The sequence below is a fragment of the Paraburkholderia tropica genome, from assembly GCF_900109265.1.
Taxonomy (GTDB): Bacteria; Pseudomonadota; Gammaproteobacteria; order Burkholderiales; family Burkholderiaceae; genus Paraburkholderia; species Paraburkholderia tropica.
On the sequence record NZ_FNZM01000032.1, the window covers coordinates 58,404 to 68,768 of the forward strand.

The 10,365-nt window shown below is 65.7% G+C and carries 10 protein-coding genes, 1 rRNA gene and 1 pseudogene; 6 read left to right on the plus strand and 6 right to left on the minus strand.

The window, feature by feature from the left end:
- Positions 1-312: 312 nt before the first annotated feature.
- Complete coding sequence (locus BMY06_RS35450; RefSeq protein ID WP_074987525.1) at positions 313-1,353, minus strand: alpha/beta fold hydrolase; 1,041 nt, start codon at positions 1,351-1,353, stop codon at positions 313-315.
- Between the two features lie 104 nt (positions 1,354-1,457).
- Between BMY06_RS35450 and BMY06_RS35455 the strand changes: the two genes are divergently transcribed.
- Positions 1,458-2,126, plus strand: a complete 669-nt coding sequence (locus BMY06_RS35455; protein WP_065063313.1) for a glutathione S-transferase family protein — start codon at positions 1,458-1,460, stop codon at positions 2,124-2,126.
- 165 nt (positions 2,127-2,291) lie between these two features.
- Here BMY06_RS35455 and BMY06_RS35460 read toward each other — a convergent pair whose 3' ends face one another.
- Positions 2,292-3,584, minus strand: coding sequence for an aspartate carbamoyltransferase (locus tag BMY06_RS35460; protein ID WP_065063311.1), 1,293 nt, complete (start codon positions 3,582-3,584; stop codon positions 2,292-2,294).
- Positions 3,585-3,882: 298 nt separating this feature from the next.
- On the opposite strand from BMY06_RS35460, the gene BMY06_RS35465 reads away from it, so the two are divergent.
- From BMY06_RS35465 to dapA, 4 genes are all read left to right on the plus strand, one after another.
- Positions 3,883-4,929 (plus strand): M23 family metallopeptidase, encoded by a 1,047-nt coding sequence (locus BMY06_RS35465; protein WP_080180676.1) that lies wholly within the window; start codon positions 3,883-3,885, stop codon positions 4,927-4,929.
- A complete protein-coding gene (locus BMY06_RS35470) occupies positions 4,922-5,347 on the plus strand; it encodes a hypothetical protein (protein WP_074987527.1) in 426 nt (141 codons plus the stop codon). The genes BMY06_RS35465 and BMY06_RS35470 overlap by 8 nt, the downstream gene beginning before the upstream one ends.
- Before the next feature lie 83 nt (positions 5,348-5,430).
- A complete protein-coding gene (locus tag BMY06_RS35475; protein WP_065063305.1) occupies positions 5,431-5,871 on the plus strand; it encodes a bactofilin family protein in 441 nt (146 codons plus the stop codon).
- A 293-nt stretch (positions 5,872-6,164) separates the two neighbouring features.
- Positions 6,165-7,019 (plus strand): 4-hydroxy-tetrahydrodipicolinate synthase, encoded by an 855-nt coding sequence (dapA, locus tag BMY06_RS35480; protein WP_074987528.1) that lies wholly within the window; start codon positions 6,165-6,167, stop codon positions 7,017-7,019.
- Positions 7,020-7,250: 231 nt separating this feature from the next.
- On the opposite strand, the pseudogene BMY06_RS35485 reads toward dapA, so the two are convergent.
- The 4 genes and pseudogenes from BMY06_RS35485 to BMY06_RS35500 form a co-directional block, all read right to left on the minus strand.
- Positions 7,251-7,460: pseudogene (locus BMY06_RS35485) on the minus strand (DUF2866 domain-containing protein); the annotation flags it as partial.
- Positions 7,461-7,761: 301 nt separating this feature from the next.
- Positions 7,762-7,959 (minus strand): DUF3562 domain-containing protein, encoded by a 198-nt coding sequence (locus tag BMY06_RS35490; RefSeq protein WP_065063299.1) that lies wholly within the window; start codon positions 7,957-7,959, stop codon positions 7,762-7,764.
- Between the two features lie 261 nt (positions 7,960-8,220).
- A complete protein-coding gene (locus BMY06_RS35495; protein WP_065063297.1) occupies positions 8,221-9,282 on the minus strand; it encodes an alkene reductase in 1,062 nt (353 codons plus the stop codon).
- A gap of 85 nt (positions 9,283-9,367) precedes the next feature.
- On the minus strand, positions 9,368-9,691 hold the full coding sequence (locus tag BMY06_RS35500) for an ArsR/SmtB family transcription factor (RefSeq protein WP_065063295.1): 324 nt from the start codon (positions 9,689-9,691) through the stop codon (positions 9,368-9,370).
- Positions 9,692-10,196: 505 nt separating this feature from the next.
- Here BMY06_RS35500 and BMY06_RS35505 point away from each other — a divergent pair.
- Positions 10,197-10,365: ribosomal RNA gene (locus tag BMY06_RS35505) — 16S ribosomal RNA — on the plus strand; the annotation flags it as partial.

Consider the following 10,365-nt stretch of genomic DNA (forward strand, 5'->3'; position numbering starts at 1 on the left):
GACGTCGCGCAGCGTGCGGACCTCGGTCTACGAAACAACGGCGGGAGCAAATTCAGTGCCGCGCGTGCGGCGGCGACACGGTGTCCAACCCGGCGGCCAACCTGGCGCACCGGCGGGATCAGACCTGCACGTTGCACGCGAGCGTGACGAAAGTAAAGCGCGGAAAAGCGAAAAACGCGTGACGATCCGGCTTCTGGCGCGGACCTGTCGTGCGGCTGACATCGGGCCGTCGCGAAGCTGGCGGCGCGGACAGCCGTCATCGAATTTGCCTTCCGCCCGATGCTTTTCGCGCGATGTCTTTCGCGCGATGCGTCAGACCACGCTGGCCGCGCCGGCCGCGACGCGCTGCGTGTCGCCGTCGTCCGGTTGGGCGGCGAGCCATGCCGCCACGGCGGCGATCGCCGGCTCGCGCGTGAACACGCCGAAGTGATTGATATCGGGAAGGATAGCGAAGTAAGTTTCAGGCGAAGCGCGCGCGACGAGTTCGCCGAGCAAGGGCGCATCGACGGCTTCGTCGTTCGCGCCGACCAGCACCGCCGATTGCGCGCCGAGCTTCGCCACATCGCGGTCGAAACGCGCGCGCGGATGGTACGCGCTATTGAGCCGATACGAATACGCGAGCGTTTCGCTGCCGTCGCGAAACCGCGCGGGCTTGTTGAAGGCGATCACCGGCAACGCATCGAAGCCGTGCACGCCGAACAGGTTCAGCAGCGCGAGCCCGATGATCCGCCGCAGATGCAGGCTTGCCCAGCCGCTATTGGCCTTGAGCGAACGCGAGCGCGCGATGGCCGGACTCAGCGCAAGAAAGCGCGCGACCAGCGCGGCATGCGCGCCGCCCGCGAAACGAATCACGAGACCGCCGCCGCTCGAATGCCCACCGAGCACGATCGATCCGGACTCGCCGCGATTGCGCAGGTGCGTGACGAGATCGGCGAGATCGTCCTCGAACTGGCCGATATAGTCGATGTCGCCGCGCCGCGTGCCGGAAAGATAGTGACCGCGCAGATTCGGCAGCACGACGCGCGCGATGCCGCGCTGGCTCAGATGCGCCGCGAGCGCGTGATACGACGCGCCGTGATACGACGAGCCGTGCACGAAGATCAGCACCTGCGGGGCCGTGCTGTCATAGAAGCGGAACGCGAGCGGCTCGCCGTCGCGCGCCGCGTAGCGCTGCACGGGCGGCAAGCTCACGGCCGGCGGCGCGTCGAGCGATTCGAATCCGAATACATCCTCGGATTGCGCCGCCCTGGGCCCGGCGGACGCTACCATCACGAGCGCGGCGACGAGCGTCGCCAGTGCGATCGCCGCGACGATCGCCACGCCATCGATCAGCGTGAAAAGAACGGCATGCACGGTAGTCTCCTGTTCTGTTTTCCGTGCATGCTAGCAGTTAATCGCAGTGATTCATTTCGCATACAAGGCGATGACGTTTCGCCGACAAAACTGGAGGAGTCCTGATGCTGACGGTTCACCACCTCGACAATTCGCGTTCGCAGCGCGTGCTCTGGATGCTCGAAGAACTGGGCGTCGAGTACGACATCGTGAAGTATCAGCGCGACAAGGAGACAATGCTCGCGCCGCCCGCGTTGCGCGCGGTGCATCCGCTCGGGAAATCGCCGGTCGTGACGGATGGCGAACACACGCTGGCCGAGTCGGGTGCGATCCTCGAATATCTGGTGGAGCAATATGGCGATGGCCGCTTCGTGCCCGCGCGCGGCACGCCGGCGCATTTGCGCTACCGTTACTGGATGCATTACGCGGAAGGGTCAGCGATGCCGCCGTTGCTGCTCGCGCTGGTCGCGCAGCGCATCGCGGGCGCGAAGGTGCCGTTCTTCGTGAAACCGGTCGTGCGCAAGGTGGCGGCCTCGCTGGAGAGCGGCTTTGTCGGGCCGCAGCTCGCGCTGCACTTCGGCTATATCGCGAAGGAACTCGACGCGACAGGCTGGTTCGCCGGCGACGCCTTCACGGCCGCCGACGTGCAGATGAGCTTTCCGCTCGAAGCCGGTGCGAAGCGCGCGGGCGCGCAAAAGCATCCGTCGATTCGCGCGTTTCTGGAGCGCATTCACGCGCGGCCCGCGTATCAGCGCGCGCTCGCGCGGGGCGGCGAGTACACGTTGTTTGGCTGAATCCGCGATTGAAGCACGCGATTGAAGCGTGCGGCCGTGCGGCGTGGTGTGCATCGACGGACCATCGACTGATTGCGCCGTCGAACTCTCCACGCGCAAAAAAAGCCGGGAAGCAGCACGCTTCCCGGCTTTTTTCATGAGTCGCTGACGGCGCGACGCGCGCCTTCAGTCGATGCCGTGAAACGTGGCGTCGTCCGGGCCGAGGTATGCAGGCGGACGCCACACGGCGTCGCGCATCGAATGCTGCACGAGATTCTCGACGCCCAGCAGCACTGCGAAGATCGCCATGCGCACGGGAATGCCGTTGTCGGTCTGGCGGAAGATCGCGAGACGCGGATCGTGGTTCAGGTCGGTCGAGAGATCGTTCGCGCCCGGACGGCTGTCGCGCGGCAGCGGGTGCATCACGAGCGTTTCGGGGGTGCAGAAAGCGTCGAGCAGCGCCAGATTGATCTGGAAATCGGGCGTGTAGCCTTCGAAGGACTCGTCGGTGAAACGCTCCTTCTGGATGCGCGTGGCGTACACCACGTCCGCGCCGCGCAGACCTTCCTTAAGGTCGGTCGTCTGCTCGACCACATGGCCGTTGGTCGAGATCTTGTCGACGATGTACTGCGGCATTTCGAGCATCGGCGGCGAAATGAGCGTGAACTTGATGCCGCGATAGAGCGCGAGCAGCTTCACGAGCGAGTGCACCGTGCGGCCGTATTTCAGGTCGCCGACGAGCGCGATGTGCGCGCCGTCGACGATCTTGCCCAGACGCGAGAACTCGCGCTGGATCGTGTAGAGGTCGAGCAGCGCCTGACTCGGGTGCTCGCCGGGACCGTCGCCGCCGTTGATCACGGGGATGTTCACGGCGCGCGCGAATTCGGCCACCGAGCCCTGGTCGGGGTGGCGGATCACCATCGCGTCGACGTAGCCGGCCATCACGCGGCTCGTGTCGTAGATCGATTCGCCCTTGGCCATCGACGAGAACGTGAAGCCGGTCGTATCGCAGACCGAACCGCCCAGGCGGCAGAACGCGGCGCCGAAGCTCACGCGGGTGCGCGTGCTGGCCTCGAAGAACAGGTTGCCGAGCACCGCGCCTTCGAGCACGCGCGAGATTTTCCGGCGGCGCGCGATGGGCTGCATGATGTCGGCGACGCGGAACAGCGCTTCGACGGAGTCGCGCGAGAACTGGTCGACGGACAGCAGTTGCGGCTTGCCCTCGAATTGCATCTGGCTGGCCAGCGAGCGCGGATCTACGCTTTGCGTATAGCTTTCACGCGGCTCGCCGCCACCGACGATTTCCGAGACGAAACGCTCGACGATCTCGGGCATGGCACGCGATTCCTGCGATTCCTCGGGCAGCAACCACGTGTCGAGCGCGCGGCGCGTGACGCCGATGCGGCTCGCGAAGGCATCGCGGGTCATGTTCAGGCGACGCATGGCGTCGCGGAGGAAGGCTTGTTGCGGAACGCTCATGCTGGCACCCGTGTTGGCTGGTTTATGTACGCGGTGCGTATATTAGTTCGGCGGGGCGAGAAGTCAAGCGATTTTCGCGGGGCAGGGCGTCGCGATTGTCGCGGCGACGTTCGGTTTGCCTGTTCAGGCGGACTTTTTATCGGGATGGGTATTTTTCAGACGCCACGATAATCGCCGTTTCGTTTTCAGGAAGGGCGGGCGCAGGCCGGCCCCGGCAGACTGAGATGGCTATTCGGATCGTGTTCATCGGCGTGAGGGCTTCACCTTTGTGGGCGAAATTGCGCTTGCGGGGGCGATCATGAAATTGCCGTGGTCCAGCTCCAACGACGAGCTTTCCCGTGGCGGCACCCGCTTCGTCACGCAGCGCGCCGCGCGCCGTACGCTGATCGCGACCGCCGGCGCCGCGGCGCTGGTCTCGCTGGCGGGCGGCATCGCCATCGGCCGGTTTAGCGGCGCCGCCGGGGCGGCCGCGCCGGGCCAGACGGGCGCCGCGCAGCATCACTATGTGGTGGGCGAGATCGGCCGGATGAACGCGTCGATCGCCTTGCTCGATCCGCGTATCGAGCGCCTCGCTGCGCAGCTCGCGCAGTTGCGCCAGTTCGACGAGCGTCTGCGCGCGCAGGCGCCGCGCGGCACGGCCACGGCGCCCGCCGCCGCGCACGAGCATTCCGGCGACGACGATGACGGCGAGGGCGGTCCCGCGCTCGCGCCGCGTCGCTGTGCGGAGTCGTCGGCGGCGCGCGCCAACACGCACGCGGTGGTCGGCGAGGTCGATTGCATGAGCGCGACGCTGAGCGCGCTCGAACACGCGGTCGCGCTTCACGAGGTCGCCTTGCAGGCGTATCCGGGCCGCAGGCCGACTGACGGCGGCCGCATGGGCTCGCCGTTCGGCAATCGCATCGATCCGTTCTCGAAACGGCTCAGCTTCCATCCGGGCGTCGATCTCGTCGCGCCCACCGGCACGCCGATTCTCGCCGCCGCGGGCGGCCGCGTGATTTTCGCGGGGCAGAAGGCGGGCTACGGCAACGCCGTGGAGATCGATCACGGCAACGGCTTCATCACGCGCTACGGCCACGCTTCGAAACTCGACGTGAAGGCGGGCGACGTCGTGCTGCCGGGCGAGCATATCGCCGACGTCGGTTCGACGGGGCGCTCGACCGGCCCGCATCTGCATTTCGAGGTCATCGTGCGCGGCGCGCAGGTCAATCCGTCCGATTACCTCGCGCTGTTCGGCGCCTATCGCGTGGGCGCGGCCAACGGCGCGGGTCAAAGTGCCAGCGCCGAGCGAGCCAATGCTGCCAATGGTGCCGAGGGCGCCGATCACGGCGGACGGGCGAATGGCTGACGCGCGTCCCTCCGCGCGTGTGCGCACGGACGCGAAGCGCGCGTTCGAACTCCAGCCGGTGCGCTCGCGCGCGTCGCGCTGGGCGATAGCGATTGCGTGGACGGCGCTCGCGGGCGGCGCGGGCGCGGCGGCGTCGGCGTGGGCGCTGCGTGGCGGCGCGCCGGCCTGTCCCGTGATCGAGCCCGATGTGCTGCAAACCCAGCTCACGACCGCCCAGCTCGCGCTTGAGCAGGAGCGCGCGGCGCGGGTGGCTTTGCAGCAATCGGCGGACGCCGCGCAGGCGCAGGCGGCGAAAGTGCAGGCCGAACTGCTGTTTCTGCGCAGCCACGGCGCGGTTGGCGGCGCCAACGGCAACGGTAGCGGCAACGCCGGCAACCGCGCCAACGCCAACGCCAACGGCGGCAGTCCCGCGCAGTAAGCGCTTGCGCCGGTTTCCCGAGTTTCGTGCCGTGAGCCGAGCCACGGCATCTTTTCAGCAACACAAACGCAACGGTGGAGTTCATGTTCAACAAGAAGAAGCCCCAGCCGGGCATCCAGCAGACCAAGCTCGCGACGCTGATCGCCGAGGATGTGCGCATCACGGGCAACCTCGAATTCGCCGACGGCTTGCGCCTCGACGGCCAGGTGACCGGCAACCTCAGCGGCAAGACGGGCGCGCAGACGCTGCTCGTGCTGAGCGAGCGCAGCGCGGTGCAGGGCAACGTGCATGGCTACGACATCGTCGTGAACGGGCGCATTGTCGGCGACGTCATCGCGGATCATTTCATCGAGCTGCAATCGAATGCGCACGTGGTCGGCAACATCTACTACCAGCAGTTGCAGATGGATTGCGGCGCGAGCGTGGACGGCAAGCTCACGAGGCGCGATCCGGCCGATGCACCGAATCTGCTGCTCGACTCGCCGATTCTCGATGTGGAAGTGCACGGCGAGGCGCGTCGCTAGATTGGCGGCGCGCGGGCGGACGATCTCGGTTACACTTCAGGCCATGTCACGTCAGCCGAATACCTTCGCCCAGCCCATCGCCGCCGCTACGCGCGCGGTGTCGGCGCGCGCGCAGGCCGCGTCGGTCAGCGTGAAAGCCAAAGCCAAAAAACAGCCGCTCATCTGACCGGAGCTTGCTGTTCCGTCGGATGTTGCGATGGAACAGCTTGCCGCCCCCGCCTTTTCTCCAGGCCAGCCCGACTTCCCCGCACCGCTCGACGGACCTTCCACTCGGTCGCGTTCAAGGGAAAGTCATGTCTTCGTTTTCGGGTATCTGGATTCCGCTCGTCACGCCGTTCAACCAGGGAGCGGTCGATCACGAGGCGCTCGACGCGCTGGTGCGCCACTACGCGCATGCGGGCGTGGCGGGCTTCGTCGCGCTCGGCACGACCGGCGAGCCTGCCGCGCTCGACGATCGCGAGCAGGACGCCGTGCTCGCCACGGTGCTGGCCGCCGCCGGGATGCTGCCGGTCGTGGCGGGCGTGAGCGGCAATCACACGGCCTCGGTGCGCGAGCGCATCGAGGCGCTCAACGACGCGCCCATCGCGGGCGTGCTGGCGGCGGCGCCGTATTACATTCGGCCGTCGCAGGCAGGGGTGATCGGCCATTTCGCGGCGCTCGCCGACGCGAGCCGCAAGCCGGTGATCCTTTACGACATTCCCGCGCGCACCGGCGTGCGCCTCGAACTCGCGACGCTGCTCGAACTGGCGGGGCACGAGCGCATCGTCGCGGTGAAGGATTGCGGCGGCTCGCTCGACAAGACGCTCGCGCTGATCCTCGACGGCCGCCTGCAGGTGCTCTGCGGCGAGGACATCGAGATGTTCGGCGCACTCTGCGCGGGCGCGAGCGGGGCGATCGCGGCGTCGGCGCATCTGCTGCCGGCGCGTTTCGTGGCGATGGCGCAAGCCGTGCGCGAAGAACGTCTCGGCGATGCACGCGCACTCTGGCACGGCCTCGTGCCGCTCGTGCGCGCTGCGTTCGCGGAACCGAATCCGGGGCCGGTGAAGGCCGCGCTCGCGCAACGCGGATTGATCCGCAACGAACTGCGCGCGCCGATGACGGTCGTCAGCGCCGAACTGGACGCGATGTTGGGAAGGATGGTGGCGTAACGCGTCGGCGGCTGGCGCGTCGCGCGATGGGTTCTGCGTGTGGGTTGTGCGTGTGCGTTTTGCGTGCGTGGAACGCGGGCGCAACGAAAAGCGGCGCGCCCCGGCTGGCGGGACGCGCGGTTTCGTCAGGCTGTATCAGCTCACCGCGCGTGCGCTCGCGCGGCTGCTGCGCGAGCGTCGGCGCGTGCGCGGACGCTCTGTATCGACGGGTTCGCCGTTGAGCAGAATGCGGCGACCCGGCACGTGTTCGGCGACCAGACGCGCGATTTCGAAGGCCGAGCTTTCCGCCGGCACGACCTGGCGGCGCGCGCCGTCGTCGAGCGGCGTGGTCCACTCGACGAGGCGGTAAGCGCGGCCCCAGGGATGCTGCAGCGGCGTGGAGACGCGGCAAGAGGCGACGCGTCCGGGCGAGCCGTCGCGCAGCAGGGATTGCAGGTGCATCAGCACGTCGTCGTCTTCAACCATGACTTCGCTCCTCCTCGGCTTGCCGCATAAAAAAACGCCGCCGATGTTCCGGCGGCTCAACAGGGGTGAGCATATGGTTACAGTGAAGAATTAAACGAACCTTAAGAGTCAACGCGGAATAACGGCGGAGGCGCGGCGCGTAAAAAACGCGAGGCGAATGCGGCGATGTAAAAACGGTGCGCGAGCGAATACGCGCGGCGCCGCTTGAAAAGCGGTACTCGCGCGTACTTTTTCGGCGACGGCGGAAAGGGAAGCGGCGTGGGGTTGAAGTCGGCTATCAACCCGGCTTTGCGCTGTTTTGCCGCAGGGTCGCACGAACCTTGCGCGCGGCGAAGAGCGGCAGGTAGTCCTGAATACGGGCGTCGATGCGGTATTCGGCGAGCGCGTCGGCGTAAATGCGCGCGACGGTTTCCTCGGGCGTGTGGGTTTCCTCGGCAATGCTATGAACGATTTGCTCGGCGTCCACTTGGGGCATGACGAATCTCCGATCGGCGGTTGCGGTTGGATGGGCAGACAGGATTCGAATTCAAGGACAGTCTCGCGCGCGATGCCAATTGAAACGCGCTATCGGCGGCGATGCGCGGCGAATGGGGCGCGCGCCTGGTTCAGTTCTATCTTCAGTTTTATCGCGCGATGTTAATCGTCGATGAAAAAACCCCGGAAAGGCGGTGTGCCTTTGCCGGGGCTTTTTTTCGTGCGCCGTTTTTGTGCGCGCGGGTTGCGTGCCGGAGCGCGCTTAAGCGACGTTATCGAGCGACGGATAGTCCGTGTAGCCCGTTTCGCCGCGCGCATAGAACGTGGACGGAACCGGCGCATTGAGCGGCGCATTCGTCGCGAAGCGGTGCGGCAGATCCGGATTGGCGATGAAGAGCTGGCCCCACGCGATGGCGTCGGCCTCGCCTGCCGCAAGCACCTGTTGCGCCGATTCCAGCGTGAACTTCTCGTTCGCGATGAACGGGCCGCCGAATTCGGCCTTCAATTGCGGGCCGAGGCGGTTCTCGCCGAGCGATTCGCGCGCGAACAGGAACGCGAGCTTGCGCTTGCCCAACTCACGCGCGACATAGCCGAAGGTGGCCGCCGGGTCCGAATCGCCCATCGTGTGGGCGTCGCCGCGCGGCGCGATGTGCATGCCCACGCGGTCGGCGCCCCAGATTTCGATGCACGCGTCGGTGACTTCGAGCAGCAGGCGCGCGCGGTTCTCGATCGAGCCGCCGTAGGCGTCGGTGCGCTGGTTGGTGCTGTCCTGCAGGAACTGGTCGAGCAGATAACCGTTCGCGCCGTGAATCTCGACGCCGTCGAAGCCCGCGGCCTTCGCGTTGATCGCGCCCTGGCGGAACGCGGCAACCACGCCGGGGATTTCGTCGATACCGAGTGCGCGCGGCGTCACGAACGGCCGCGGCGGGCGCACGAGGCTCACGTTGCCCTGCGCGGCGATGGCGCTGGGCGCGACGGGGAGGGCGCCGTCGAGGAACATCGGATCGGAGATGCGGCCGACGTGCCACAGTTGCAGGAAGATGCGCCCGCCCGCGGCGTGCACGGCCTCGGTCACGATCTTCCAGCCCTCGACCTGCTCCTGCGACCAGATGCCGGGCGTTTCGGCGTAACCGACGCCCTGCGGCGTCACCGAGGTCGCCTCGCTGATGATGAGGCCGGCCGAAGCGCGTTCGGCGTAGTACTTCGCCATCAATGCGTTCGGCAGGCGCACGTCGTTAGCGCGAGCGCGCGTGAGCGGCGCCATGATGATGCGGTTGGGCAGAGTGAGATCGCCGATCTGGATGGGGTCGAAAAGCGTTGCCATAGGTTCACCTCGTACCGCGAGCCAAAAAGCTGAGCGGATTAGCGGAAATATCGGAAATGAAACGGACGATTGCGCTGACGCGCCGTCACAACTGCTGGCTCATGTGGGCGAGGAACGCCTCGATGACCGGCTCGTTGCGCTTGAAGAACACCCATTGACCGACTTTCTTCGACGTCACGAGGCCGGCCTTCTGAAGCGCGGCCAGGTGCGCCGAGACGGTCGACTGCGAGAGCGCGCAGTGCGCGTCGATCTTGCCCGCGCAGACGCCGTGATCGAGCGGAAGCTCCTGATCGGCGAAATGCACGTGCGGCTCCCGCAGGCACGCGAGGATCTCGCGACGTACGGGATTGGCCAGCGCCTTGTAGATGGCGTCGAGATCGAGCTGCGGGGTCGGTTGAGATTTCTTCATGGAAATTGCATCGTCACTATGCGAATCTTATATCGCATTTCTACGATATAGTCGAAGCCTGCGTTTGCAATAGGGTGACGGGCTTTTCTTTTTGCGGGGAGAGATGTGTGAGGAATGGCTGCGCAGACGCGCAGATCGTGCGGGCCGGTTGGGCTGTGCGCGCGTCGCGTTCGCGGTTCACAAAATGGGTATTTTCCGGCCCGAAAACTTTTTTCGCAAAAGCGCTTGACGGCATCCGGAATGACCCGCATAATTCGCCTCCTTCGCTGATCGCTGCGAACGAAAACGAAGCGATTGAGACGAAATTGTTCTTTAAAAATTTACAGCCGATAAGTGTGGGCGCTTGATAGGTGATGCGACCTGACCGGTTCTTCGGAGCACGTCAGGAGAAGCAAAAGTATCAAGAGTCTCACACTAAAGTAAGTCAGGTTTTTGAAGCAATTCAGATACCTGTCAGCTTTGAGTGAGCGACCGGTTCGAAAGAACCGAAAACAGTAACAGGTTTAAACTGAAGAGTTTGATCCTGGCTCAGATTGAACGCTGGCGGCATGCCTTACACATGCAAGTCGAACGGCAGCACGGGTGCTTGCACCTGGTGGCGAGTGGCGAACGGGTGAGTAATACATCGGAACGTGTCCTGTAGTGGGGGATAGCCCGGCGAAAGCCGGATTAAT

What these genes read in the sequence shown, in the direction of transcription:
- BMY06_RS35455 (WP_065063313.1), top strand. Translation starts at nt 1,458, where the DNA reads ATGCTGACGGTTCACCACCTCGACAATTCGCGTTCGCAGCGCGTGCTC.
- BMY06_RS35460 (WP_065063311.1), bottom strand. Translation starts at nt 3,584, where the DNA reads ATGAGCGTTCCGCAACAAGCCTTCCTCCGCGACGCCATGCGTCGCCTG.
- BMY06_RS35465 (WP_080180676.1), top strand. Translation starts at nt 3,883, where the DNA reads ATGAAATTGCCGTGGTCCAGCTCCAACGACGAGCTTTCCCGTGGCGGC.
- BMY06_RS35470 (WP_074987527.1), top strand. Translation starts at nt 4,922, where the DNA reads ATGGCTGACGCGCGTCCCTCCGCGCGTGTGCGCACGGACGCGAAGCGC.
- BMY06_RS35475 (WP_065063305.1), top strand. Translation starts at nt 5,431, where the DNA reads ATGTTCAACAAGAAGAAGCCCCAGCCGGGCATCCAGCAGACCAAGCTC.
- dapA (WP_074987528.1), top strand. Translation starts at nt 6,165, where the DNA reads ATGTCTTCGTTTTCGGGTATCTGGATTCCGCTCGTCACGCCGTTCAAC.
- BMY06_RS35490 (WP_065063299.1), bottom strand. Translation starts at nt 7,959, where the DNA reads ATGCCCCAAGTGGACGCCGAGCAAATCGTTCATAGCATTGCCGAGGAA.
- BMY06_RS35495 (WP_065063297.1), bottom strand. Translation starts at nt 9,282, where the DNA reads ATGGCAACGCTTTTCGACCCCATCCAGATCGGCGATCTCACTCTGCCC.
- BMY06_RS35500 (WP_065063295.1), bottom strand. Translation starts at nt 9,691, where the DNA reads ATGAAGAAATCTCAACCGACCCCGCAGCTCGATCTCGACGCCATCTAC.